The sequence below is a fragment of the Ilumatobacteraceae bacterium genome (assembly GCA_033344875.1).
Classification (GTDB): Bacteria; Actinomycetota; Acidimicrobiia; order Acidimicrobiales; family Ilumatobacteraceae; genus Ilumatobacter.
This window is the reverse complement of record JAWPMO010000001.1, coordinates 3560631-3584426: the sequence shown is the minus strand read 5'-3', so window position 1 is coordinate 3584426 and position 23796 is coordinate 3560631. Positions and strand designations below refer to the sequence as shown.

26 protein-coding genes are annotated in these 23796 nt (G+C 66.5%); 9 read left to right on the top strand and 17 right to left on the bottom strand.

Translation table 11 applies throughout. From position 1 onward, the window contains the following. Positions 1-796 precede the first annotated feature (796 nt). Positions 797-2266 (top strand): CopD family protein, encoded by a 1470-nt coding sequence (locus R8G01_16900; GenBank protein MDW3215681.1) that lies wholly within the window; start codon positions 797-799, stop codon positions 2264-2266. Between the two features lie 22 nt (positions 2267-2288). Here the strand turns inward: R8G01_16900 and R8G01_16895 are convergent, their stop codons facing one another. The 5 genes from R8G01_16895 to lgt form a co-directional block, all read right to left on the bottom strand. Next, positions 2289-3119: a hypothetical protein gene (locus R8G01_16895; GenBank protein MDW3215680.1), complete on the bottom strand. Its 831-nt coding sequence runs from the start codon at positions 3117-3119 to the stop codon at positions 2289-2291. 158 nt (positions 3120-3277) lie between these two features. Continuing rightward, a complete protein-coding gene (locus tag R8G01_16890; GenBank protein ID MDW3215679.1) occupies positions 3278-4219 on the bottom strand; it encodes a M56 family metallopeptidase in 942 nt (313 codons plus the stop codon). Further along, complete coding sequence (locus R8G01_16885; protein MDW3215678.1) at positions 4219-4689, bottom strand: BlaI/MecI/CopY family transcriptional regulator; 471 nt, start codon at positions 4687-4689, stop codon at positions 4219-4221. The genes R8G01_16890 and R8G01_16885 overlap by 1 nt, the downstream gene beginning before the upstream one ends. A gap of 85 nt (positions 4690-4774) precedes the next feature. Then, positions 4775-5407: a class I SAM-dependent methyltransferase gene (locus R8G01_16880; GenBank protein ID MDW3215677.1), complete on the bottom strand. Its 633-nt coding sequence runs from the start codon at positions 5405-5407 to the stop codon at positions 4775-4777. An 11-nt stretch (positions 5408-5418) separates the two neighbouring features. Beyond that, positions 5419-6267 (bottom strand): prolipoprotein diacylglyceryl transferase, encoded by an 849-nt coding sequence (gene lgt / locus R8G01_16875; protein ID MDW3215676.1) that lies wholly within the window; start codon positions 6265-6267, stop codon positions 5419-5421. A gap of 181 nt (positions 6268-6448) precedes the next feature. Here lgt and R8G01_16870 point away from each other — a divergent pair, with 181 nt between their 5' ends. Together R8G01_16870 and R8G01_16865 are read left to right on the top strand one after the other, a co-directional pair. Continuing rightward, positions 6449-6766 carry a hypothetical protein gene (locus R8G01_16870; protein ID MDW3215675.1) on the top strand — a complete coding sequence of 106 codons (318 nt, stop codon included), beginning with the start codon at positions 6449-6451 and terminating at the stop codon, positions 6764-6766. A gap of 132 nt (positions 6767-6898) precedes the next feature. Then, the gene (locus R8G01_16865) at positions 6899-7945 is read left to right on the top strand and encodes an NAD(P)-dependent oxidoreductase (GenBank protein ID MDW3215674.1); all 1047 of its coding nucleotides are present in this window, start codon (positions 6899-6901) and stop codon (positions 7943-7945) included. Between the two features lie 136 nt (positions 7946-8081). Here the strand turns inward: R8G01_16865 and R8G01_16860 are convergent, their stop codons facing one another. Next, positions 8082-9584 (bottom strand): vitamin K epoxide reductase family protein, encoded by a 1503-nt coding sequence (locus R8G01_16860; protein ID MDW3215673.1) that lies wholly within the window; start codon positions 9582-9584, stop codon positions 8082-8084. A gap of 252 nt (positions 9585-9836) precedes the next feature. On the opposite strand from R8G01_16860, the gene R8G01_16855 reads away from it, so the two are divergent. Next, positions 9837-10037, top strand: a complete 201-nt coding sequence (locus tag R8G01_16855) for a hypothetical protein (GenBank protein MDW3215672.1) — start codon at positions 9837-9839, stop codon at positions 10035-10037. A 38-nt stretch (positions 10038-10075) separates the two neighbouring features. Continuing rightward, the gene (locus R8G01_16850; protein ID MDW3215671.1) at positions 10076-10714 is read left to right on the top strand and encodes a TlpA disulfide reductase family protein; all 639 of its coding nucleotides are present in this window, start codon (positions 10076-10078) and stop codon (positions 10712-10714) included. 29 nt (positions 10715-10743) lie between these two features. Here R8G01_16850 and R8G01_16845 read toward each other — a convergent pair whose 3' ends face one another. From R8G01_16845 to R8G01_16805, 9 genes are all read right to left on the bottom strand, one after another. Continuing rightward, positions 10744-11592 carry a tetratricopeptide repeat protein gene (locus R8G01_16845; GenBank protein ID MDW3215670.1) on the bottom strand — a complete coding sequence of 283 codons (849 nt, stop codon included), beginning with the start codon at positions 11590-11592 and terminating at the stop codon, positions 10744-10746. 5 nt (positions 11593-11597) lie between these two features. Further along, positions 11598-12032, bottom strand: coding sequence for a cytochrome c-type biogenesis protein (locus R8G01_16840; GenBank protein ID MDW3215669.1), 435 nt, complete (start codon positions 12030-12032; stop codon positions 11598-11600). 38 nt (positions 12033-12070) lie between these two features. Then, entirely contained in the window at positions 12071-14137 is a 2067-nt protein-coding gene (locus tag R8G01_16835; GenBank protein ID MDW3215668.1) for a heme lyase CcmF/NrfE family subunit, read from the bottom strand. Between the two features lie 278 nt (positions 14138-14415). Continuing rightward, positions 14416-15507, bottom strand: coding sequence for a hypothetical protein (locus tag R8G01_16830; GenBank protein MDW3215667.1), 1092 nt, complete (start codon positions 15505-15507; stop codon positions 14416-14418). A 15-nt stretch (positions 15508-15522) separates the two neighbouring features. Further along, entirely contained in the window at positions 15523-16083 is a 561-nt protein-coding gene (locus R8G01_16825; GenBank protein MDW3215666.1) for a M23 family metallopeptidase, read from the bottom strand. Positions 16084-16417: 334 nt separating this feature from the next. Next, positions 16418-17275 (bottom strand): phosphatase PAP2 family protein, encoded by an 858-nt coding sequence (locus R8G01_16820; protein ID MDW3215665.1) that lies wholly within the window; start codon positions 17273-17275, stop codon positions 16418-16420. Between the two features lie 46 nt (positions 17276-17321). Next, a complete protein-coding gene (locus R8G01_16815; protein ID MDW3215664.1) occupies positions 17322-18110 on the bottom strand; it encodes a cation transporter in 789 nt (262 codons plus the stop codon). After that, a complete protein-coding gene (locus R8G01_16810) occupies positions 18107-18457 on the bottom strand; it encodes a metalloregulator ArsR/SmtB family transcription factor (GenBank protein MDW3215663.1) in 351 nt (116 codons plus the stop codon). Before R8G01_16810 ends, R8G01_16815 begins: the two co-directional genes overlap by 4 nt. A gap of 155 nt (positions 18458-18612) precedes the next feature. Further along, positions 18613-19341, bottom strand: coding sequence for a cytochrome c biogenesis protein CcdA (locus R8G01_16805; GenBank protein ID MDW3215662.1), 729 nt, complete (start codon positions 19339-19341; stop codon positions 18613-18615). A gap of 85 nt (positions 19342-19426) precedes the next feature. On the opposite strand from R8G01_16805, the gene R8G01_16800 reads away from it, so the two are divergent. The 4 genes from R8G01_16800 to R8G01_16785 are packed head-to-tail and all read left to right on the top strand — an operon-like array spanning position 19427 to position 21957. Further along, positions 19427-20347 (top strand): cytochrome c biogenesis protein CcdA, encoded by a 921-nt coding sequence (locus R8G01_16800; GenBank protein ID MDW3215661.1) that lies wholly within the window; start codon positions 19427-19429, stop codon positions 20345-20347. A gap of 14 nt (positions 20348-20361) precedes the next feature. Next, a complete protein-coding gene (locus R8G01_16795) occupies positions 20362-21078 on the top strand; it encodes a redoxin domain-containing protein (GenBank protein ID MDW3215660.1) in 717 nt (238 codons plus the stop codon). After that, a complete protein-coding gene (locus tag R8G01_16790) occupies positions 21075-21329 on the top strand; it encodes a hypothetical protein (GenBank protein ID MDW3215659.1) in 255 nt (84 codons plus the stop codon). Before R8G01_16795 ends, R8G01_16790 begins: the two co-directional genes overlap by 4 nt. Before the next feature lies 1 nt (position 21330). Beyond that, positions 21331-21957: a TlpA disulfide reductase family protein gene (locus R8G01_16785; protein MDW3215658.1), complete on the top strand. Its 627-nt coding sequence runs from the start codon at positions 21331-21333 to the stop codon at positions 21955-21957. 52 nt (positions 21958-22009) lie between these two features. Here the strand turns inward: R8G01_16785 and R8G01_16780 are convergent, their stop codons facing one another. Then, the gene (locus tag R8G01_16780; protein ID MDW3215657.1) at positions 22010-22330 is read right to left on the bottom strand and encodes a DUF2933 domain-containing protein; all 321 of its coding nucleotides are present in this window, start codon (positions 22328-22330) and stop codon (positions 22010-22012) included. Positions 22331-22578: 248 nt separating this feature from the next. Then, positions 22579-23721, bottom strand: coding sequence for a L,D-transpeptidase family protein (locus tag R8G01_16775; GenBank protein ID MDW3215656.1), 1143 nt, complete (start codon positions 23719-23721; stop codon positions 22579-22581). Positions 23722-23796: the final 75 nt, after the last annotated feature.

Sequence of the window (23796 nt, the reverse complement as noted above, 5' to 3'; positions counted from 1 at the left end):
GGTGCGCTGCATCGACACGATCGCCATGTCCGCCAGTCGCCGACACGAACAGCACGTCCGCCGGGACTGTCAGATCCGCGCCTGGACATCCATGTCGTCGAGCGAACGGGTGGCGCGATATGCGATCCGGGAGCGCTCGACGCACTTGCAGGTCCCCACGCTGCCTGCGAGAACAGACCGGACGGCGACGCCCTCGGCCGCATGGACCTGCCGCCGGCTCGTCCATCGGCCCTGAGAGTTCGGGTCCCAGCACCCGGTCCCCGACCTGGTGCTCGGGACATTCGGCTCGAAGCTTCGGAATGGCGGTGCCCCACCGTTTGGGCGAGCAACCCAGTTCCCTACAGAATGTAGGGGTGAATGGTGCCGTGGGTCCGGCGGGTGACCGTTGAAGCGTATGAGCTGTGGACTCGGGCGTCGGGCTGTCGGTCTTGTCACGATTCTGCTTGGGGTTGCGGTGCTGAATCTGGCACTTCGGACCGACAGTGCAGTTGCGCACTCGTTCTTGGTCGCAACGGCGCCAGCGCAAGGGCAGCGGTTGGATGCTGGGCCCGATCGCATTGTGCTCGAGTTCAGCGAGCGGGTGGATCCATCGACCGTTGCGGTGGCGGTCCTTACGAGCGAGGGTGATCGTGTCGAAACGATCGCACCGGAGGTCAGCGACGATGGGCTTGACGCGCGGGTCGCCGTCGATGAGTGGTTGGACGGGATATTCGTGGTCGAGTGGTCGGCGTTCTCGGCCCTCGACGGCCATGGCTCTTCGGGCGAGTTCGCGTTCGCGATTGGCGACGTGGCTGGAGTGTTGCCGTCGGCAATCTCTGCGACGGACACGGATGTCGTCGACATCGTCACGACGTGGGCGTTCTTCGTCGGCTTAGCAGTGGCAGCGGGCACGCTGCTGTTGACCATCGGCACACCCGGCGCGGTGCGGCCGGGCCGCCGGCGGACGGTGGCCGTCGGGGTCATCGTGGCGATGGCTGCTGTCGGATTGTCACTTGCGCGGGCGTCATCGGGCAGCGGTTGGTTGTTGGGGTGTCTGAACGCGCTCGCGGTTGCACTGGTGCTGATCGGTTTTCGGCGCGGGGCGGTCTGGGCGGCGGTCGCGCTTGTCGTTGCTGCCGGTTCGTGGGCGGCACGGGGGCATGGTTCGTCGACGAACGGATGGCTGGGCTGGTCGATCGACGTGTTGCATCTCGTGTCGGCGGCAGCGTGGGCGGGAGCGCTGGCGTTCGTCGTGGTCATGGCGTGGATCCGTCGGCGTCGCGACGAACCCGTCCTGCCGATGGTGCGCCACTACGCAACGCGGGTGGTCGCACTCGTCGTAGTGACAGGCGTGACCGGGGTTGCAGCCGGTTGGGGACTCGTGCCGTCATGGAGTGACCTGGCGTCGGGTGGCTACGGGCGTCTGGTGTCTACGAAGGCGGCATTGTTGCTCGTCGCCGTCGCTCTGGCCGTCACCGCACGCGTCGGGTTGCTGTCCAGCGATCGTGTGCATTCATTGCGCCGGGTGCTGACGGTCGAGTCGATCGTCGTCGTTGCGGCGCTGGGCGTCGCGGCGATCCTGGTCAACGGTCCACCCCCGCAGCCGGTCAGCGCAGCCGAGGAGCTCCTCGGGCCGCCGCCCTTGGAGGGGGCGGTCACTCGTGAGGCAGGCCTCGCCGGCCAACTCACGGTGTATGTCGGCGCCGACGGTGACCGACTCGACGTGCTGGTCGTCACGCCGTCGGGGCCAGAGCGCGACACGTCGGTGTCAATCGTCACGGCGGGGCCGGACGGAATCGAGGTCGACCTGGCTCCACGGCCATGCGGCCCAGGCTGTTTCACCCAGGGTGTTCCGCTGATTGATGGCACGACCGCACTGCGCGTGTCGGCGTCGGCGAGCGACTGGATCGGTGGGACCTACGTCGCTGAGCTCGATCGGCCGCCTGGACGACTGGCGCCGGAGGTGTTGGTCGACGTCATCGCGCAGATGCGTTCGATCGACACCGTGACGGTGACCGAGACGGTCTCGAGTGGTCCGGGAGCGAGTTCGCCCGCAGGTACCGTGAGCCTCGACGGCGCGGCGTTCATCCAACAGGAGCCATACGCGGCGGGAAACGTGGACGACGTGCGGTTCTACCCTGGCGCTCCCGACCGACTGGTCCTCTATCTGCCTGGCTCGCAGATCTTCGCCGAACTCGACATCGACGATCAACGCCGCCTCGTTGCGGCACGTCTCGTCACCCCATCGCACGAGATCACCCGCACGTTCGCCTATCAATCGAGATGATTCCCGGCTGCTGTGGCACCGATCACGAGTCGTCGCGGTAGTACAGATCCCACGTCTCGCCATCGTTGGTCGAACGGTAGATCCCGGTCCGTTCCTCATCGTCGAACGCTGCCGCGTACAGGGAGTCAGCGGTGGCCAGCAGAGCTTGTGGCTGGCCGGGCAGTGTGCCGCCCGAGACCCAGCCGGACGTCTCGAGGCGGTGTGTGCCGCCGTCGGGTGCGACGCCCCAGAGACCGGCTGAGTCATCCCAGCTCAACGTGACGACCAGTGGGCCATCGATCGTTTCCCACGTCGTACCGCCGTCGGACGACTCGAGGAGGCCGTCGGGTCCGGATGCGATGATGTGGTTGGCGTCGCCTGGGTCGACGGCGAAGTCGAATATTGCGACTGTCGAGCGAATGTCCCACTCGATGCCATCGGTCGAGACCATGAACCGGCTGGTGCCCGAGTCCCAGCCGTAGACCTGGTCGTGTCGGGCGGCGAGCGCATGGAAGTCGACCTCACCGCTGAGCGAGATCGGCGTCCACGTCGCGCCTGCATCGGTCGATTCGATGAGACCGAGGAGTGCGGGCTGCCCTGCCGCACGTCCCGCGGCGTCGGGATGGCCCGAGCCGAGGAAGTGGTCGGCCCCGGCGACCGTGAACCCCATCGTGTCCTGCCGGTCCTGCCCGATCGGTCGTGCCTCGTCGGCATCAGTCGCGATGCGGAACGCGCCGTTGTGGGTGGCGACGATGAGCGCACCATCGGCGGGGTTGATGCCGAGTCCGTGAACATGCGCAACTTCGACATCGCCGACGACAGAACTGGGCTGGTCGTCCGACCCGCACCCACTCGCCAGTGCCAAGAGCGTCAAGACTCCTGTCGCCGCGGCGAGTCGTCTCCGGACAGGTCTCGTCGTCGTGCACATCGGCGAAATCCTACAGGTCGTAAGTACAACTGGCTCGCGCTGGCGAGTCGGCTGCCCTCGAAGTCATGAGATCCGTAGGGGGAATCCACCGATCGTGTGCGTGCTCAGAATGAGCAGCACTCTCGGATGAAGGCCAGTGCCGGCGGGATGGCCGCAACGCACGAGAACAGCGTTGCGGCAACGGTCGTGCCGAGCAGCGCACCCGGCAGGTACATGCCCAGCCTTCTCGTGGCCCCTGCCGCCCCGTGGCCGGCGAGGGCCTCGACGCGGCCTGCAGTGGCCTCGGCAGGCGAGAATGCAGGCACACCGCTGGGTGCTTCGACCAGCGCGAGACCCAACAGCGCCGATCGCAGGGCACCCCGGCGGCGATGGTCGCCGTTGATGGCGACGTCGTCGGCCCACTGCTCGATAGCGGCGCGCGCCACCCGGTCCGAGGCTCGTGCCGGCGGCCACCACGCCAGCACCGTCGCGGCGGTCGCGACGAGACGAAGAATCGCGGGGTGCCGGCACGCGAGGTGAGCCCGCTCGTGAGCCAGGACCGCATCGAGTTGATCGGGTGGGAGTTGGCGGACGAGACCTTCCGACACCACGACCTGGGCCCGAGGACGGGCAACGCAATAGGCGATTGCGGCGACTGTTGGCAGAACGACGAGTTCGAGCTCGTCGCTGTACTCGTGCCGACCGAGTCCGGGCTCGATCCACAGCTCGGCGGATCGACCAGAGATGCGTCGCCATTGATGGACGACGGCGGCGGGGAGGACCAACGCTGCTGCTGCGGCGACCGGGCCGAGCCAGTGGCCGATGGCGGCAAGGGAGCCGAGCATTTCGTCGCACACGGCCGCAAAGGAGTGGAGACCCACGATCGACAACGCGACCGGTGCGGCCACCAGGAGCAACGCCAACTCGACGAGCACGACGGCGCCGGCCAACGCGACGACGCAGAGGATGGTCCACTCTGCCGGTGGGAGCCGTCGCCCGGCGCGGCGAAACAGTACCGGAAGTGAGGCGAGCACGACCGCCGCGACGGCAATGATGGCGAACATCATCAGCGGTCCCGACGACGTCCGTCGAGCATTCGTCGCAGCTGCGTGCGGTCGTCGTCACCGAGCGTTTCGAGGAAGCCGACCATCGCGACCGATCGGTCCTTCGCTTCGCCGAACACGGTGCTCATCCTCGCCGCGACGTACTCGTCGCGGGTCTGCAGCGGTCGGTACGCGTACGAGCGGCCGTCGCGTTGCCGCTCCAACCGACACTTGTCCGCGAGTCTCGAGATGATCGTCAACACCGTGTTGTAGGCGAGGTCGTCACCGATCGCCTCGTGCACTTCGCCCGGCGTCATCCAGCCGCCGTGATCCCAGAGTACGTCCATGACGGCCGACTCGAGCTCGCCACCGCCACGTTGCCTTCGCCTCCGTTTGCTCTCCGGCACGCACACACCTCTCGACTCGTTGGTCCCACACAGCGTAGTGAGTCGCGGCCAACACTCCGCAACCTGCCCTGCCGGCGGACGATACATCTGGGATGCTCTCCAGGCGGGCTGAGTGGGCGGCTATGACGCCCCGCCGACACCAGCGTCACATGATCCGTCGTCGCGGGGAGCGTCATCGGCGTGCACGTCCGATGATGTGTGGGGCAGTGAGGAACGCGAGCGAGCACGGTCTGAAGTCGAAGCGTCGCTCGTCGTCGATCTCGAACCCCGCATCGGCGATCGCCTGGCGAGTGTCGCGGGCTGCGTGACACCCGCCCGCGACGCGTGGCCAGATCGTCTTGTCGGCGACGGTCTGGACGCGAGCCAGCCGATGATCGTGTGATCGAACGTGTTCGAAGAAGCGAAGCTCGCCGCCCGGCCGCAGCACCCGCTTGATCTCTTGAAGGGCACGTGACGGGTCGAGGACGGAGCAGAGGACCAAGGATGTGACAGCGATGTCGAACGACTCGTCGTCAGCCGGAAGGTCTTCCGCTGTCCCCGGCATCACCGTGATCGGCACCGAAGCGCGCTCAGCCTCCTCGGATGCTCGATCCCTCAGGTACGGCTCCGGTTCGACGGCGACGACTTCGACGACCGATGACGGGTAGTGGGTGAAGTTCAGTCCGTTCCCCGCTCCGACTTCGATCACGCGACCGGCGACGCCGCCGAGCAGCTCGTCTCGATGGGCAGCCGTGCCGGCCTTCTCGGCGGCCTGCGAGAACCGGGTGTAGATGCGGGCGAAGATTGGACGCTTGACCGACGACATGGCCACTCCGATCAGGTTCGAGGCGCCGGTTCAGACTCGTCGAGGTCGTCGACACGACCAGGGCTGGGCTCCCGCTCGGCGGGCCGGCGCCGGGCGACGACGATAGCTGCCGCGACGGCGATCGTGATCGCACTCGTCCACAGGTTGACCCGCCAGCCGAGGATCTCGCTCGCGGTGTCGATGCGGATCGATTCCACGCCGAAACGCAGAAGCGCGTAGCCGCCCACGTAGATGGTGAAGAGTTGACCGGGCCGCAGCCGGAAGCGTCGTTCGACTGCGAACACGAGAAGCATCGCGAGGATGAGGTTGCCGAGCGCTTCGTAGAGGAAGGTTGGATGATAGGTCTCGACCGCGGCCAGACCGGCCGGGCGATGCATCGGATCGATGCGAAGCGCCCACGGAAGGTCGGTCGGCTCACCGAACAACTCCTGGTTGAACCAGTTGCCGAGCCGGCCGATGGCCTGGGCGATCGGGATCGCAGGAGCGGCCGCATCGAGGAGCCGAAGCACCGGGATGTTGCGGCGGTGCGCGATCCAGGCTCCGACCGCCGTGCCGGCGACCAAGCCGCCCGGAATACCGAGACCGCCTTCCCAGATCGCGAAGATCTCGAGCCATCGCCCTTCGAAACGTCTCCAGTCGGTGATCACATGGTAGAGACGCGCCCCCACGACACCAGCGGCGACGGCCCAGATCGCGATGGAGCCCATGTCGTCAGGGTCTCCACCTCGTGCGGCCCACCGTCGCTCAGCGAGTCGCGCGGCAGCGATCACTCCGAGCGCGATCATCAGCCCGTAGAGGCTCACCGAGAGCGGCCCCAGGTCGAACTGGTTGAACGACGGACTGGGAATCGAAGCCAACACACTTGCAACCTACACTCTGTAGGATTAATTCCACTCCGCCGATGACGTCTTTGTCGGTGAGTGCCTTGGGGCCCGCTGGCTGGGGACATTGGTTCGGTTCACCTGATGCTCGGACGTCGCAGGCTGCCGTCCGAACGCGAGACCGCGGTGAAAGAGAACCCACAACGTGTAGGTTGAAATCATGAAGCTCATTTTCCGAAACACTCCCCGTCCGTTTCGACGTATCGGCGCCACTGCGGCTGCGGCTGCGGCTGCGGTCGTGGCCGGTGTCGTCGGTGTCGGCTCGATCGCCGGTGCCATCGCCGAATCGGAAGGCGACGACACACTCAGCCACGGGTCGATGATGGACGACATGGAGATGTTGGATGCCGGCCCGATGGGGCGCATGCACGGCCAGATGATGTCGGGTTCGGCCGAGATGCGCCGGATGCACGCGCACATGATGTCCCGACATCCGGAGATGAGGAAGATGCACGCCGAGATGGTCTCGGGTCGTTGATGCGGTGAAGGATCGCCTGGCGACGCAACGCAAACCCGGCGCGGCGCTCTCGCGCTGTGGAGGGAGTCAGCATCGGAGACGTGATCCGGTGGAACGGTTTGCGACACGGTCATATGGGGAAGGTTGACGACCATGCCCGGAGATGTCGTCGTGGTGACGGGGAGCAGTGGTCTGATCGGCTCGCGCGTCGTCCGCGCACTTGCCGAGCGCTTCCAAGTCGTCGGGTTCGACCGGGCGGGCGATCCTCACCCACCGGTGGAGGCCGAATGCGTGTGCGTCGATGTCACGTCGGACGCGAGCGTCGAGACAGGTTTGGCGCGCGTCGCGTACGCGTACGGCGATCGCCTTGCGTCGGTCGTGCACCTTGCCGCCTACTACGACTTCTCCGGGGCTCCGAGCTCGCGTTATCGGGATGTGACGATCGAAGGTACGGCCCGCCTGCTCGACGGGCTCCGGTCGTTCGACGTCGAGCAGTTCGTGTTTTCGAGCACGATGCTGGTCCACGCCCCCGTCGTACCGGGGCAACGCATTTCCGAGGAGTCTCCGCTGGCTCCGACGTGGGCCTATCCGGCTTCCAAGGCGGCGACCGAGCGGGTGATCGCGGCGCGGCGCGGCGAGATCCCAGCGGTGCTGCTGCGCATCGCCGGCGCCTACGACGAGATGGGGCACTCGCCGCCACTGGCTGACCAGATGCGCCGGATCTACGAAAAGCGCATCACCGGCCGCTTTTACCCGGGCAGCCTCGAGCGAGGCTCGGCCTTCGTTCATCTCGACGACGTCGTCGCCGCCATCGTGGCGACGGTCGAGCATCGCAGCGAGCTGCCATCGGAAACCCCGCTGCTCATCGGCGAAGAGGACACCATGAGTTTCGGCGAGCTGCAGCGCGGATTGGGTCGGCTGCTGCACGGTGAGCCAGGGCGCACGTACCCGGTACCCAAGCTGGCGGCCAAGGTCGGCGCCTGGCTGCAAGATCGTCTCCCCGGCGAGGATCCGTTCGTGCAGCCGTGGATGGTCGAACGGTCCGACGACCACTACGCCCTCGACACCAGTCGAGCGCGGGCGTTGCTCGGCTGGCGACCGCAGCACACTCTTCGGGAAACGCTCCCGGCAATGGCCGCAGCGCTACAGGACGATCCGGCCCGATGGTATGACGTCAACGGCTTCGGTGAGCCACCGTGAGGCGGGTCACGGTCGTCGGGATGACGAACTGCAATCGAGTCCGACACTGAACAGGCGACCTGGAGCACGCCGGAATCGATACCGGCGTCTCAGGTCCCGGGGGCGCCCCGGTGATCCACCACGGTGGTGGGGCCCATCACCGCGTCAGCGAGGTCCAGTTCCCGTAGGACTCCCCGATGTGGCCCCGTCGCACGGACAGGAGGGCGACGCCAACACCCGTGATGGCGACGGCAGCTGCATAGGCGGCGCCGGGGTTGGTGAAGAACACGAGCCCGGCGACGACGACACCCGCGGGCACGTTGATGAGCCGAATCGCCCGGACCGGTTCGGCGAGAGCGATGACCGCCGCGACGACCACGAACGCACCGCCGATGTGGGCGACGTCGGCGGCGCCGCTGCGAATGTCGATGCCGAAGACGGCAGGTGCAGCGAGCAGCCACAGGCCGAGCACGGCGACGCCGACGAGATTCCACGGTGCGCTCGCACCCCACAGCGATGCTCGAAAGACATCGCCTGGCTTGTCGTGTGTGGCTGCGATCGTCGGCGTGCGTTCGTCGGGGGTGGAGTCGCTCGCATCGCCGCCCATCCAGAACACCTTCCACGTCGAGCCGTCGCGGTCACCTCTCCGAGCGGCGTCGCGGACGTGTTGGCCCATTGCGACGACCTCGTCGACGGTGAGCGTGATCATCGGCAACATGACCATCGCCGCGAGGAGCGCGAACGTCGACCAGTGATGCACGACCACCGGCTGCGACATGACGAGAGCAATGTGCGACAGCCCCAGGGGTATGACGAGGATGCCGAACAGAGAGACCATCCACGGCATGGTCCTCCAGCGCCCTCTGCCACCCATGAAGCCCATGAGGAACTCGAACGAGTAGGCAACCGTGCCCAGACCAGCGTCGGAAATCGGCCAAAAGTGAGACATCTCCGAATCGAGAACCGGTTGGGAGCCCGACTCGAAACCGAAGAAGGGGTCCCAGACGTGATCGATGTATCCCAACTGGTAAGCCGCCAGGTAGCGGGAGACCACCAGGCCGGCAAAGCCGAGCGCGATCAAAATCGAGCGTTGCGACCAACTGGACGGGTTGTACGACCAGCCGGGAGGCACCGGTGGCCCCATCTGCATGAACTTGATCATGTTCGGCATGCCCGGGATCAAGATGGTCAGAGCGATCACCAGCAACCCGACGATCGAGTCGTTGAGGAAGCCCGAAGCCGTCGGCGACCACAGCACCACCGGGGCGAACACCAGCCAGATCCCGACGAAGCAGGCCGCCCACAGGCTGACCGGACGATCCGGCTTGAGTGCTCGCCAACCCAGCACGACCAACAGCACGCCCGATGCGACGTCGGAGACGGTCATGAGGTTCGCGCGCAGAGCGTCGTGGGTGGCGGTGTCGAAGAACCACACCCCGCGACCGCCGCTGGGCTGCACCCACAGCGTCTCGTTAAGGTACCCGAAGCTGAACGGCGCCAGCACCAGCCAGAACCCGACCAGGATCAACGTCCACGGGATCCACAACGTGGCCCGGTGGTGGGTCTCGAGCAGCTCCACGGTTCCCGGTGACTCTTCGTCGGACTCGCTTGCCGACACATCGCGAATGGCCATCGGTCGGGTGACGCCTCTCGTTGCCATGTTCGGTCCTCCAAGCTGCCGGTCGCTGCGAACCGCCGACGGGTCGAGACGGGCCTGCCGATCGACACGCCCATACGGGTGGTCTACCCTCTTTCGCCGTTGCATAATCGGTCGAACGGCAAGATCAGCGAACATCAGGAGATGACGTAGCTCCTAAATGGTGTAGGTGCTACACTCGCCCTATCCGTTCGAGCGAGGCGGGAGGTAAACAGCCGACCACGGTCTCGTCGACCAAGAAAGAGGACGAACACCATGGAGTTGCTGTACCCGCTGGCTTTGCTGGCTTGCCCCGTCGGGATGGGCCTGATGATGTGGTTCATGATGCGCGGCAGCAAGAGCGACAGTGCCGAGACACCCGGCCGGGACCAGGAGATCAACTCGTTGCGCGCGGAGATCGCGGCGCTGAGACAACGAAGCGACAGCACCCCGCCGGCCTCGCAAACAACTCACTGACTCGCGCACTCGAACCGACGTCGCGTAGGAACGTCGTGATGCGATCAGAGCGCGAGACCGACGACGACGTCGCCGTCCCCGAGCTCGCCGCGACGAGTCCGCGACCGTGGCGTTGGTTGGCCGCGAGCGCGGTCATTGTTGCCGTGATCGGTTTCACGATCGTGGCCTGGGGCCGGTTCGGTACCGATGCGAGCGTGGTCGACTCGCCGTTGATCGAGCGGCCTGCGCCGGAGTTCGAATTACCCGGATTGGACGGAGGCACGGTGTCGAGTTCCGACTACGACGGACGTATCTATGTGGTGAACTTCTGGGCGTCATGGTGTGTGCCGTGTCGCGCCGAAGCGCCGCATCTGGAGGCGTTCTTTCAGCGTTGGTCCCCCCAGGTGGGCATGGTCGGCATCGTGTATCAGGACAACGAGTCCGACGCGCGCGCGTTCCGCGAAGAGTTCGGCTTGACGTTCCCCCAAGCGCTGGATGCCGATGGTGTGGCGGCGATCGACTTCGGCGTGTTCGGTATCCCGGAGACCTACGTGATCGATGCACGTGGCGTCGTGAAGGCGAAGCTGATCGGTGCTGTCGGGGCGACGACGCTCGATGACGTGTTGGCCGAGGTGGTGGCGGGCGACACGTTCATCGAACGGAATGACGACTACCGCACCAGCCCGGACGACACGTGATCACGCCCGACTCACCACGTACCTTGACCTCACTCGCCGGTGCCGGTTTCCGTCTGAAGTCGGGCGATCAGCGCTTCGACCTGTGAGCGCATCGGCGCGTTCGGCGGCGCAAGATCGAGGAACCGTGTCAGCTCCTTGATCGCCTCGGCAGGTTTCGAACCTTCGCGAGCGAGGATCAGGCCCCGGAAGGCATGCGCGTCGGGGTACGTCGGGTCGGCTTCGATCGCGTCGTCGATGCGAGTGAGTGCGTCGTCGGTGATCCCGGCGAGGAAAATGATCCATCCGCCGTACGCGCGTGATTCTGCGTCGGACGGGTCGAGCGATGCGGCTGTGTCGTACTGGGTGAGCGCGTCGACGAGTTGTCCGCGCTCGAGGAGATAGCCGGCGTAGAGACGCCGTGCCGTCGGATCGTCCGGGCGCTCCTCCACGGCGTTCGCAAGTCCTGTCCCGGTATCTCGGCTCTGGGCGTTGCCCGTGATGGTGTCGCCGTCGCCGCGATCCCTCACGGCCGAGGGCAGCAGGACGGCAATCAGAACGACGACCGCGATGAGTGGGGAAATGACGGCGAGACGGCTCCGCCACCTGCGGGACGCACGGGGACGTTGTGGCGGGTCGTGCGATGAATCGTTCGGCGCGGACTCGAGGATCCGTAGGACGCGGGCCGACCGGTAGGTGTAGCCGGCGAGCAGTGACTCGTATCGGTCGTCGGTGAGTTCGCCCGACTCGTGTTGTTCGTCGAGATCTCGGATCGAGCCGAGCAGGAAGTCGCGCTCGGTTTCGAGCGCACGCCGTTGCCGAGAGTTGAGCGACACAGCCCCTTTCGCGTGCGCGGAGCAGTCCACCGTGTCGGTGGACGCATTGGTGGTGGCAGCGTCCACGTCGATCATTTCTCGGGCGTCGGTCGTTGCATCGCACGTGCGACGACGGCGCGATCGTCCGCGGTGGGCTGGTTACCGATCCGGCGTCGCCCCCGCACCAGCGCGACGACGACACCGACGAAGCCGCCGGCCGCGGCCAGTACCGGCGCCCACCAGACGATCGCTCCGAAGCCCGATCGGGACGGTTTGAGGAGAACCCATTCGCCGTAGCGGTCGACGTAGGCTCGGCGGATCTCGGCGTCGCTCTCGCCGTCGGTGATGCGGCGTTCGATGTCGTCGCGGATCGACTGTGCCGTTGACGAGTCGCTGTCGAGCACCGACAACCCCTGGCAGACGGGACACCGCAACTCTGCGGCGATGCCGTCCAGTCGCTGCTCGTCGGACGCGGGCCCGCCGGCGGACCGTGTGGCCACGACGAGTGCGCCGACAGCAACCAGCATGATCCCGAGCCATGAGAGCCGTCGCCGCGCCCGGGGACTCATCGCCCGGCCTCGACCGGTTGGTGCTCGTGGTCGGGCTCGATGCCCGTTGGCGTCTCGACGGGCTCGGCAGGCCCGGTACCGCGAGCGTCGTCAGTGGCGGGTCGGGGTCGGCGGCGTCGCGGCCAGGCGGCGAGGGCAGTGCCGGCGAGCATGACGCCGGTGCCCACCCACAACCACACCACGAGCGGATTGACTCCGATCCCGAGCTGGATCGTGTCGTCGGCGGCCGACGACGACGGCACCAGCGTGAGGTAGACGTCCTCTCTCACACCCGTCCGCACCGATGGCGTTCCGATCAGCTGGACACGATTCGGGTACTCGGTGACGGCAGGTTCGTACACACCAAGACTTCGCTCGCCCCGCTCGATCCGAATCGAGGCCACCTGCGACACTTTCTGATCCGATGTCGTCGTCTCGCTGCCGACGTAGGTGAACCGGTAGCCCTCGAATGTCGTCGATTCTCCTCGCGCGAGTGCGACGTCGGTGCCGGTCGCGAATGTGGACGACATGGTGAATGCAAGGGCGAACACGACGACGCCGACGTGGACGACCAGCCCTCCGTAGAGCCGTCGGTGACCCGCGACTGTCGCGGCGAGCGCCCGCGGCCACGCTGCCCCGGACCGTCGGTGGCTACGGGCGCCGACCGCGAACTGGCGGACCACCCCAGCGACGGCGAATGCGCCGAGCCCGACGGCGAGCACCGGCGCGAGGCCGCGCAATCCGAGCACCACGACGATCGCCATCGTCCCCGCCGCCGCCCAGGCCGGTGTCGCCAATCGACGGTGCAGCACCTCAGCGCTCGCGGCACGCCACGGAAGCGCCGGCGCGACCGCCATCAAGAACAACAGCGCGAAACCGATCGGCATCGTCATGGCATCGAAGTACGGCTCACCCACCGAGATCTGTCGGCCGTCATACGTCTCGGCCAGCAACGGGAATGCCGTGCCGATCAACACGACCGCTGCGAACGCCGCGAACAGCAAGTTGTTGCCGAGGAACGCCGCCTCGCGCGACCACGGCGAGTCGATCTGGCCCGGTGAGCGCAATCGTTCGGCTCGCCATCCGATGAGCGCCACCGAGGTGAGGGTCACCACACCGAGGAAGCCGAGCAGTGCAGGGCCGATTGGTGACTGGGTGAAGGAGTGGACCGAGTTGATGACACCGGAACGGGTGAGGAAGGTCCCGAAGATCGTGAGGCAGAACGTCGCCACGACCAGCGACAGGTTCCACACGCGCAGCATCCCCCGTCGCTCCTGCACCACCACCGAGTGGAGAAACGCGGTCGCGGTGAGCCACGGCAGCAACGACGCGTTCTCGACCGGATCCCACGCCCAGTAGCCACCCCAGCCCAACACCTCGTAGCTCCACCAGCCCCCGAGCACGATCCCCGCCGTGAGCGCCCCCCAAGCGACCAGGGTCGCTCGCCGCGTCTGGACCAGCCAGCTCTCGTCCACACGTCCGGTGATCAGCGCCGCCAACGCGAACGCGAACGGAATGGTGAACCCGACGTAGCCGAGATACAGGACCGGCGGATGGAACGCCATCAACGGGTGGTTTTGCAACAACGGATTCGGGCCGGGCCCGTCGCTTGGCACCACACCCTCGACGAGGCGAAAGGGATTCGCCGGACCGAGCGTCAGTCCGAAGAAGAACGTCGCGACTCCGAGACCGACCAGCGTGGCCCACGCGACCAGCGGATCGTCCGCACGGTGCCGGAACCGGTACACCATGGCGGTCAGGTACCCGGCCAGCACGAGCGCCCACAGCAGGATCGAGCCCTCCAACGCGCCCCACATCGACGCCACCGTGTACAGCAGCGGCGTCGAACGCGAACCGTTCGACGCAACGTACGCGAGCTCGAAGTCGTGCGAGATCAGCGCCCATTCCATCGCCCCAGCCGCAACGATCGCGCCGGCCAGAACCCAGAACACCATGCGCCGGCCGGCGAGCAGCAACATCCGGTCACGACGACGCAAACCAGCCGCCAGCAACACGATGCCGATCCCCGACGCCAAGAGACCCAGCAGGAGGCCGGCCAACCCGAGGAACGCCCGCAGATTCACCGGACGACCTCGCAGCGCGACGCGACTCGATTCAGACTGGGCACCGACACGGTGTAGGAGTGTAGGCGGTCGAACGTGTTCTCTCTACCAGCGCCAGAACGATCATCCCCGTTCAAGCACTCGCCGGCGCGGGACTCGCCTCACGAGTGGACGAGCCGGCGCACGATTCGGGCAATCGAGCATCCTCTGGCGTGGCCAGTCGCCCGTACTGCCGGCTCGTCGTTTGGTGGCAACTACTCATATGGGTCACGGGAGCCCTGGCGACTGATCGAGAGCAGTCAGATCCCCCAGATCACGACGGCGACAATCCAACACGGGATCACCGCAACGAGGCCGGCGATCTGCCACCTCCGGAACCCAACCTCGCTTCCACCCCACCAACCGAACGCGGCATAGAGCACGCCGACGAGGGCGACACCGATGAGGTTGATGACGAAGAGCCGAAGGTTCCCGATCTGCAGCGTCGTGAGCGCGAGTGGCACGAACGACAGCGTGACGGTCACCGCGTGGTCCGAGATCACACTGGTCGTTCCAGGTGTTACCTGGCCGCTTCGCACGACACTGCGCGTCGCGAACACTTCCGGCAACGCCGCCATCGGTGCCGTGATCAAGAGGCCGCCGACGACGGGCTCGATCCCCAAGCCGGACACGATGTTCTCGGTCGACAAGACCGTGAAGAAGGCTCCGACCACGAGGGCGCCCACACCGCCGACGGCGAGGCCGATCTCTCGCGTCGACCATTCGACGTCTTCACCATCGCTGCGGTCCCGAACGAGCGCCTGCGCCGCGTACACCAGATAGCCCGCCGCCAGCAGGACGGCATCGATGGGTTGCAGGCCGCGCCACGGCGCCGGCAGCGTGACCGCTGCGAACCCGGCGACCAAACCGAGGTAGGGCAGAGCCTGCACCGTGACGGCCTGACGATCGATGACCAGGACACGGTCGGCCACATGCCGCTCATGGTTGGCGTGCTCGCCGCCCTCGCTGTCTTCTTGGCCGGTGCCGTTGCCCGCTTCGCCTTGATCTCCCTCGCCGCCGTCGCCATTGCCGAGGTTGCGCCGACGGGTGACGATGAATGCCGTCGTCACCATGATCGGGATGGCGAACACGTTCGCCCCGATCGAGCTGCCGAGGCCGATGTCGGAGACGCCACGAAGGGCTGAGGTCGTTGCGATACCCACTTCGGGGCTTGCGGCGGCGAGCCCGATCAGAGCGCCGCCGGCAGCGACGGAGATCCCCCATTTCGAGCGGAGCTTCTCGAGCGGGGACGCGAGGTGCTCGGCGCCCCAATGGGCGGCCCACACGGAGGCGAGCAGGACGGGTATCCAGACGATGTAGATCACGGCAGGTCGTGTGCGGGTGGCCTTCACCCGCCGGTTCCGGTTCTATACCCAGCGGAGCAGCGGACCGATCGGGAGGAGCGTCAGCGCAGGAGGGGTCGTTGGCCCACACAGCCGCTCGACGAACGGGAACGGGTTGATCGCATCCTGTCCGGCCCGCGTCTCGAAATGGAGGTGGTCGCCGCGAGCGTTGCCGGTCTGTCCCACGTAGCCGATCACCTCGCCGGCTCGAACCTCACGGCTGTCGCCCTCCCAGTCGTCGAGATGCGCGTAGTAGAACCGTTCGCCAGCGTCAGTGGTCAGCCAGATCGCATTGCCGCCGAGGTTGCTGCGCTTGAACTCTGCCGATCCATCGCGTACTGCGACCACTGGTGTGTTGTGATCGGCCTCCATGTCCACGCCTTCGTGTCGTCGTCCCGCAGACCGAGCGTCGCCCCAGCTGTCGTCGAACGTGCTCGAGCCGGCGACCGGGCACGCATTGAGGGACGCGATGGTGTCGCGTCGCGAAGGAACTGTCTGTTCGTGTGCGCTCGCCACCGGCGGACCAAGCCACGCAACACATAGTGCGATGAGCGTGGCGGCGGAGAGTCTCCAGGGCGACAACATTCCACAATGTTACGGTTATGTTGCGGTCACGCAACGGAATGGTGGCGAAAAGTGGCGCGCAGCGTGAGACCTCGGCCACATCTCCATCCGAGCAAGCTCGAGACGGCCCGCGAAGCGATGACGCCCCCAAGCTCGCATTGCTGGAACGGCGAGCGCCAAAGTCCCGGCCGCTGCCGCACGGAGCCAGGGTCAGGCGGCCGCCATGACGATGGAGGATGGCGATGGCGTTCCGCTCAAGCGCCCTCAGGTCGATGGCTCGTCGCACGTCCTCATCGCCAGGGCATCCGACGGAACCTTGCTCTCCACGACGCCGCGCCTCGGCCCCGCGCTTTGGTCACGGCCGGTGTTGTTTGGCCTGGTCGCGTTCGATGCGGTCGACGGGTTCGGCGAAGCGCAGGATGCGTCCGCCGAACACGATGGTTGTCACGAAGAACCAGGTCCAGCCGACGAAGATGCCCGCGATCACGTCGGACACCCAGTGCACTCCGAGGAGCACTCGTGTGGCGGCGACGACGACGGCGATTGCGATGGCAGCGAACGACCACAGGGTGCGCGTGGTGCGCGAGCGATCTCTGGCCGCGACGAGTGCGATGGCGGCCCAGCATGCGGCCGCGGCGGCGGTGTGGCCGGACGGGAACGATGAACTCGAATATCCGCTGAGTTGTGCGATGTCGGGTCGGTCACGGTCGATCAGCAGCTTGAGTCCATTGTTCAGTGCAGAGACGCCTATTCCGACGACGGCCATGTATGCCGCTGGTCCCCAGTCCCGGCGGCGGACGCCGTGGTAGACGCCGAGCAGTGCCATCACGGCCAACAAGTACCCGGTCCCGCCGAGTTGTGTGAACGCGTCGAGGACGCGGGTCGAAGCCGCGGAGGCTTGCTCCGCGCCGTACTCCGCGGCCGACATGTCCCATCGGGCGAAACCTCGTTCGTCTTCGATCGTCGAGAAGATCCAGCCGACGACCAACGCGCACATGAAGATCGCCACGAACGTGACGCCCACGACCGCGCCTCCGACCACGCGGTTGTCGAGCCCGACGATGCTTCGTTGCAGCCACCTGGGAGCGTGACGGACGATCCAGCGCTCGTGTCGTTCGGTGTCGAGCGGCTCGCTCGCTCCAATCATCCGGCGGCCGGCGGCCAGCAGAAACGCGACGACGCCGCCGACGACGAGGACGACGACCGGGATCATCCGTGGTCCCGCGAGCGACTCATCGATGTCGGAGGCGGCGTCGTGTTCATCGGCTGAGGCCGAGGATGCGGCGGGCGCCGTTCGCGACGACACCGAAGATGAACGCGCCGGCGACGAGGTCGGGGATGGCGGAGTCGAACACGATGACGCCGATCGCGGCGGCGATCACGAGCGCGTTGACCTTGATGTCGTTGGCGGTGAAGATCCAGCTCGCCTGCAGGTGCACCTCGCCCGAACGGACCCGGTGCAGGACGACCAGCGTGACGATGTTGCCGGCGAGGGCCAGTGCGGACAGCACGATCATCGAGGTGGGGTCCGGGAGTTCGGTGTCGACGATGAACCGACGGATCACCTCGATCAGTCCGACGGAGGCGAGTCCGAGCTGGAGGTAACCGCTCATGCGCGCGAGTCGCTTCTTGCGAGCGGCTGCGGTGCCCACCGCGGCGAGGCTGAGCGCGTAGACGCTGGCATCCGCGCCCATGTCGAGTGCATCGGCGATGAGCCCCATCGAGCGGCTGATCAGCCCGACGGTGAGTTCGCCGACGAAGAACCCGGCGTTGATGACCAGCGCGATGATCAGCGCGTTTCGTTCTCGTCCGGACCGGTCGGCGGTTCCGATGTCGCTGTTGTCGTCGACGTGACGAGCACCGAGTCCCAACGGTTCTAGTGCGGCGCCGATGGCGTCAGCGCTGGACTGGTGAGCGACGAGCACATCGCGTCGGTCACCGTCGAACTCGATTTGGTCGATCAGGTCGATGTCGGCGAGGGCCATGCGCACGAGCTGCTCTTCGGCGGCACAGTCCATCGCCGGCACATGGAACCGGCTGACGGTCATGACGCGCTCGATTGGGGCAGGTAGTTGGGACACAGCTCGATCCGGGTGCCCGTGATCTCGAGGAGCCGTTCCGCTGAGCGCAGCACGTCGATTACCTCGGGGTGCGCGATTCGATAGAAGGCTTCACGGCCGCTGCGTCGGTCGATGACGACGCCGCACTCCTTGAGGCATTTGAGGTGCCCGGAGATGTTGGCCTGCGACGCGCCGAGCGCTTCGACGATGTCGGTGACCCGTTGCTCGCCGCCAGCAAGAACAGTGATGATGGCGAGGCGGGTCTGATCGGCGAAGCTGCAGAAGAGCTTCGTTGCGGTGGCGATCGTGTACGGAGGCTCTAGTGGTGACTCCACCGCCTGAATCATATCGGTGCTGGGCGATGTAACGCTCTTGAGCGATCGCGCGCGAAACGTGCGACGTCTGCGCCGAGCGTGCACATTTCGCGACGATCGGCAACATTGCAATGGCACGGGCCCGTCGTATGACACCACGGTGTCATGTCGCCTTTTCAGATGGGCGGCCACCCGAACTCGGCGAACATGCGTTGCAGCGGGATGAAGATGGCCCGCCAGACACCCGTCACGAACATGATGCCGACGACGACGAGCATCACGCCTCCGATTGCCTCGATCGTGCGCCCGTAATGGCGCAACCAGCTCAGCGAACCTCGGGCCCGGTGAAAGCCGAGTGCGAGGGCGATGAACGGGAGACCGAGCCCCAGCGAATAGAGCATCAGCAGCGCCCCGCCCCAGGCCACGGTTTGGCTGGCCGCCGCGGTCGCCAGGATCGTCGCCAGCACCGGCCCGATGCACGGCGCCCATCCGAACGCGAACGCCATCCCCAAAGGGAACGCAGATCTCGGGCCGGCCGGGATCCGGGCGAGATCGAGTCGCCGCTCTCGATACAACAACGGGATCCGGAAGATCCCGAGCATCGACAACCCCATCACGATGATGATCACGCCGGACACCCGCACGATCACCGGCAGGTTACGCAGCAGCACCGACCCGACCAGCGCCGCCGACACCCCCAATGCAGTGAAGACCGTCGTGAAGCCCGCCACGAACAACACTGATGCGCGCAACGCCACGCCTCGCGCCTCACGCCGACCCAACTCCGAAACCGGCAGCGACGACATGTACGACAAGTAGCCGGGGATCAAAGGCAGGCAGCACGGCGAACTGAACGAGATGAAGCCGGCCACGACGGCGGCGATCGGTAGCAGCAACACCTCCATATACCTACGGAGTGTAGGTGATAGCGTGCGGGCATGCCCAGCCAAGAGTTCGCAGTCGTGCGCCGTTCCGCCCGACGGGTGTCACATGGGTGACATCCTGACGGGAACATCGATTGCCGCTGCCGTCTTGGGCGGCATGGTCGCGTTGTTCGCCCCGTGCTGCATTTCGGTGATGCTGCCCGCCTACTTCGCCACGTCCTTCCGGCAACGTCGCGCGCTGGTGGCGATGACCTTCGTGTTCGCCGCGGGCGTCGCGGCGGTCATCCTCCCGATCGCATTCGGCGCCTCGGCGGTGACGCGGCTCGTCATCGACTACCACACGCCGATCTTCCTCGTGGGCGGGACGCTGATGCTCGCGATGGGCGCGGCGATGATCGTCGGCTGGAAGCCGTCATTGCCGATGCCAGGCATGCGCGCCAGCACCGATCGCGGTCCCAGATCGGTGTTCGCGCTGGGCGCGTTCTCGGGCGTCGCCAGCGCCTGTTGCGCACCCGTGCTGGCCGGTGTCGTCGCACTGTCGGGCGCCACTGCGACGTTCACAGCAGCGCTGGCGATCGGGGTGGGGTATGTGTTCGGCATGGTGGCGCCGTTGTTCGTGATCGCGCTGTTGTGGGAGCGCTACGATTGGGGCAACGGCGCCTTGTTGGGAGGGAGATCGGTGTCGCTCGGCTGGTTGGCTCGCGGACGGTCCGTGCAGGTCACCACCCTGATCAGCGGAGTCCTGCTGCTCGGCATGGGAGCGCTCGTCATCGCGCTAGCGTTCACCGGGACGACGATGACACCAGGCGGATGGCAGGCGCGCACGGGAGCCCGTCTTCAGCACTACGCCAGCGTCGCGCTGTCGTGGATCGACAACGTCCCCGGTTGGTTCGTGGTGGCCGTGCTTCTCGCAGCCATCGTCTCCCTCGCCCGCCGCGCCGTACGCGAATCCCTCGACGACGCCCAACCTCGGAGCATCGATGGCGACACGGCCGACGAGCCATCGGCTGCCGACCAGAGATCGTGAACAAGGAGAGATACATGAGTACCCGCACCTCGACCAACGACCGACCCTCGACGGCCCCGCAACCGTCGGGCCGCGCCCAAACTCAGGGGGCGGAGCGGCGCCGCGCCGCTCGGCGCCTGTGGACCCGGATCGGCATCGTGCTCGCGGTTGCCGCCGCCGTGTTGTTCTTCGTCGCCCGATCGCAGGACGACTCGACAGCCGGCGTAGACGGCGGGCCCGCCTTCGTCGTCGGCGGACCCGGCCCCGGCCAAGCGGCGCCACCCATCAACCTCGCGTCCGTCGACGGTGGGACTTGGGATCTTGGCCGTGACGGCGCCGACAAGACAGTGATGCTGTACTTCCAGGAAGGAATCATGTGTCAGCCGTGCTGGGACCAGATGCGCACCATCGAAGACAACTTCGCGGCATACCGTGAACTCGGCATCGACGAGATGGTCGGCATCACCGTCGACCCGATCGACCTGTTGCGCCGGAAGGTCGACGACGAAGGCCTCGAAAGCGTCGTGCTGTCGGACCCCGATGTGTCGCTCGGGCCGTCGTACACCGCGAACCAGTACGGGATGATGGGCACCGGCATGTACGGGCACACCTTCATCGTGGTCGGCCCAGACGGCCAGATTCTGTGGCGCGGTGACTACGGCGGCGCCGAGACGGACTACACGATGTACGTCACGAACGAGCACCTGCTGGCCGACCTGAGCGCCGGGCTCGGCGACTCACCCGCGACGTGACCGTGCAGATCACCGTGCTCACCCAGCCCAGCTGCGCGCTGTGCGATCACGCCAAAGAGATACTCGACCGGCTCAGCGGCGAGTTCGACATCAGTGTCCGGGAACTCGCCCTGGCCACACCAGAAGGTCAGCGCCTTGCCGTTGCCTCCGGGATGGCGTTCCCGCCGGCCGTGCTGGTCGACGGCCAGCCGTTCGCGTTCGGGCGGCTCTCCGAACGCCGACTCCGCCGCGAACTGACCCGAGACCGGTGAGTTGAAGCAGAGCGCGGGCCGCGACCCGGGGACGCCGAGCCGACGCCTGCGCCGGGCGCGGATGGTTGCGATCTCACTCGCCGCCGCGCTCGTGGTCGGTATCGGTGGCGGGCTGGGCGCGCACGTCCTGTACAGCGGCGACGACATCGACGTACGGCTTGATCAACCGGGCGAGTACGCCGTGCCGGCACCTGAGCGTCTCTCTCGAGTGGGTGAGCGGTTGCCGGACGTCGAGGTGAGCGGTGTCGACGGGCGCACGGTGCGCACGGGTTCGCTCGTCGGGCCCATACTCGTCGTGAACCTGTGGTACTCCAGCTGTCGACGGTGCGTTCGGGCGCTGGCCGACGTCGCCACGGTCCATGCCGAGCTCCGCGACCTCGTGCGCTTCGTCGGCATCAATCCGGTCGACGACGTCGACACGATGCTCGCGCTCGCCGCCGAGGCCGGGATCGGCTACGACTTGTACCGCGACGACGAGCTCCGCTTCATCGAACAGATTGACCCGATCAGCTACCCGATGACCCTCTTCGTCACACCCGACGGCATCATCGTCGACCAGACCGGCGAGATCGATGCACACGGTCTCCGTGCACGCATCGACGCGATGCTGGCAGATCAACCTCGATGAGGTGAGAACGGCCGCTGTGACACCGGCGCGCGGCGCCGGGGCACTCAGGAGATCATGATCTGGGGCCGTCGTGCTCGTGCTGAACGGTCTGTGCGGCCTCGCGGTCTCGAATGTCCGCCCTCAGTTGATCGACTTCGGCTCGCAGTTGGATCAACTCCGCTTCGCCTGCGTCCGACGGGCTGCTTGCTTGCCGACCGTCCCCAGATGCCGCCTGCGAGTCGCCGGCGGCGCAGCTTTGACCGCGGCTCATTCCTCGCATCATGAACAGCATCGACAGTGGACAGATCAGCACGATCAGCAGCGGCAGCGCAGCGCCGAGAGCCCGAGGCGCGACCACCAAGATGCCGATGGCGACGGCTGCCAAACCGATCACGACCCGTTTGTCGATGCACATCCTCATCGCTCGATCCCTTCCGCGAATCGCTTCGCCTCACACCTACACGATGTAGGCCATACTAACTCCCGATCGGAAGTCTGCAACCCGGTAGAAAACGGTCCGCTCCAACGAGAGGTTCGGCGCCGGAATGCCATCGGAGAACCGTCTTGGCGTTTCGTCGATGGAAGGGACGCCGATGTCCGTGAGCGACCGCCCGGCCGGTACGGACCGATCAGCGCGCGGCCCTACGACCCGGGTTGAGTCGTGGGCGGCGTCGTGGCCGGAGGGCTGACTGTCGTCGTGGTTGGCGTTGATGTGGTCGTGGTCGGGGGTGACGTCGTCGTGGTGGATTCCGGCACTGTCGTAGTCGTCGTGGTCGTCGTCGACGTGGTGGTCGTCGTGTAGTCGGGGTCGGGCCAGTCGAAGATCATCGGTTGGGCGCCGTAGTGCTCGGGTTCTTCGACGCCGTCGAAGACGTACACCATGTCGTCGATCTCGACGAGGTCCTGGATGTAGTCGGCGATGTGCATCGGGTACCGAACGCACCCGCGCGAGGCGGGGTAGCTCGGGACGTTCGACGCACCGTGGATGGCGATCCCGTAGTTGAAGTAGACGGGCTTGTAGAGCCGTCCGAGCTTGGCGTTGCGCCATCCTTCGACCTTGCGTTCGAAGTGGTACACGCCGCCGGGGGTGACCGATCGTCCGCAGATGCCCTTTGTCTCGGTGGTGCCGTCGTCGAGGTCGACGGTCACTTCGTCGCACCACTCGACACCCTCGCCGCTCGAGACGTGGGAGATCACGCGAGCACGGCCGTCGATGAACAGCACCGCGACCTGTTCGGGTAGGTAGATCTCGAGGTGCGTCCCGCCCGGGGTGCGTCGCGGGTCGGTCACCACCTCGTCGTGCAGTCGTGCCCATGCCTCGGGCGTCACGATGCCGTCTGCATCCTCTCGTGGAATCCCCATCACGAGCTTCTGGAAGGCCCAGACGGAACGAAGCGTCGACGCCCCGAAGTACCCGTCGATCGGGCCTGGATCGAACGCGAGGTCGGTCAACCGTTGCTGCAGGATCTCGACTTCGGGTTCCACCATCCCTTCGACCAACTCGTGGTCGAGCACTGGCACGGTCGACGTGGGTGGCGTCGGTGCCGGCTCGACGGCCGTGGACTCCGGAGTTGGCGTCGGCGGTGCCGACGTCGTCGCGCCCGTCGCATCCGGTGTCGGGATGGCGGGCTCATTCTCGGCACCGGTCGTCCCGGTCGCGCTCCCGAGGCTCCACCACGCCCCGAGCGGGACCGCGGCGGCTGCGCTCGCGACCAGGAATCGGCGGCGCGTGTACATCGCCTGCAGTTCGGGGTCGTGTTCGCGATGTCGTCGGTGTCGTTTCATGTCGGGTGCGCAGTGCCTCGCTCTCTTGAGATTTCAACCTACATGGCGTAGTGGGCGAACGGGCACCGGCGGCGG

Bases quoted from the DNA above. Each gene is read 5' to 3' on its own strand.
- R8G01_16815 (MDW3215664.1), bottom strand. From the start codon at position 18,110: ATGACCGTCAGCCGGTTCCATGTGCCGGCGATGGACTGTGCCGCCGAA.
- R8G01_16825 (MDW3215666.1), bottom strand. From the start codon at position 16,083: ATGTTGTCGCCCTGGAGACTCTCCGCCGCCACGCTCATCGCACTATGT.
- R8G01_16885 (MDW3215678.1), bottom strand. From the start codon at position 4,689: ATGTATCGTCCGCCGGCAGGGCAGGTTGCGGAGTGTTGGCCGCGACTC.
- R8G01_16890 (MDW3215679.1), bottom strand. From the start codon at position 4,219: ATGATGTTCGCCATCATTGCCGTCGCGGCGGTCGTGCTCGCCTCACTT.
- R8G01_16855 (MDW3215672.1), top strand. From the start codon at position 9,837: ATGGAGTTGCTGTACCCGCTGGCTTTGCTGGCTTGCCCCGTCGGGATG.
- R8G01_16800 (MDW3215661.1), top strand. From the start codon at position 19,427: ATGGGTGACATCCTGACGGGAACATCGATTGCCGCTGCCGTCTTGGGC.
- R8G01_16870 (MDW3215675.1), top strand. From the start codon at position 6,449: ATGAAGCTCATTTTCCGAAACACTCCCCGTCCGTTTCGACGTATCGGC.
- R8G01_16860 (MDW3215673.1), bottom strand. From the start codon at position 9,584: ATGGCAACGAGAGGCGTCACCCGACCGATGGCCATTCGCGATGTGTCG.
- R8G01_16795 (MDW3215660.1), top strand. From the start codon at position 20,362: ATGAGTACCCGCACCTCGACCAACGACCGACCCTCGACGGCCCCGCAA.
- R8G01_16850 (MDW3215671.1), top strand. From the start codon at position 10,076: ATGCGATCAGAGCGCGAGACCGACGACGACGTCGCCGTCCCCGAGCTC.
- R8G01_16775 (MDW3215656.1), bottom strand. From the start codon at position 23,721: ATGAAACGACACCGACGACATCGCGAACACGACCCCGAACTGCAGGCG.
- R8G01_16865 (MDW3215674.1), top strand. From the start codon at position 6,899: ATGCCCGGAGATGTCGTCGTGGTGACGGGGAGCAGTGGTCTGATCGGC.
- R8G01_16805 (MDW3215662.1), bottom strand. From the start codon at position 19,341: ATGGAGGTGTTGCTGCTACCGATCGCCGCCGTCGTGGCCGGCTTCATC.
- R8G01_16840 (MDW3215669.1), bottom strand. From the start codon at position 12,032: ATGCTGGTTGCTGTCGGCGCACTCGTCGTGGCCACACGGTCCGCCGGC.
- R8G01_16880 (MDW3215677.1), bottom strand. From the start codon at position 5,407: ATGTCGTCGGTCAAGCGTCCAATCTTCGCCCGCATCTACACCCGGTTC.
- R8G01_16820 (MDW3215665.1), bottom strand. From the start codon at position 17,275: ATGATCCCGGTCGTCGTCCTCGTCGTCGGCGGCGTCGTCGCGTTTCTG.